Source organism: Vibrio sp. 1402 (assembly GCF_033340275.1).
In genome coordinates, this window is sequence record NZ_JAWOWE010000287.1 from 1 (window position 1) to 693 (window position 693).

The window sequence follows — 693 nt, forward strand, 5'->3', positions numbered from 1 at the left end:
GGGTTTCTTTCTTCACGTCTTTGTCGATCCAATACGTGCCATCACCGATAATTCCGCCACTGAACAACGCTTCTGTCATTCGATTCATTGGTTTCTCTGGCAATTTCAACCAACGCCAGTGTCCATAACGAACGTAAGGTACCATGTAGCCAGTGACAATCACGTGCGCATCAATAATGTCTCGCTGAATCTCATGACCTAATTGGATCTTCTTATCCATGTCCATGTTAAAGCGATACGCAATGATCTTTTCATCTAGCTCTGGCGTGCTGTAGTTAGTGAATGAGTTCGTTTGTGGTTTGTTCGCGTTCACGGAATGGAGGTATTCCCAATAAGTTGGGATTTCCGAAGTCCCCATATCAAAGAAAGCAAGTTCGTGTTTTTTCTCACGCACATACTTAAACATCGATGAACCATCAATCAGCTTCAGCTCAATGTCCAACCCTGCCAATTTTGCCTGTTCACGCAAGAAAGCAATACGCGGTGTATGAACTGGAGATGAGTACGTCAATTCAAAGCTCAAACGCTGACCTTTATCATTCACGCGAATACCATCGGAACCAATCTTATCGAAGCCCGCAGCTTCAAACGCTGCCGCCGCTTTTTCTGGTTCAAACTTTGGCGCTTTCACATCTGGTAACGTGTATTTACCATGCCCAAAGCCTGTTGGGTTGGGTTTACGGCTGTAGTCTC

General features: G+C 45.2%; 1 protein-coding gene. It reads right to left on the bottom strand.

The genetic code is table 11. The features are described 5' to 3' along the window. The coding region (locus tag R7044_RS25600) for an ABC transporter substrate-binding protein (protein ID WP_405540911.1) at nucleotides 1–693 on the bottom strand (693 nt) is incomplete at both ends.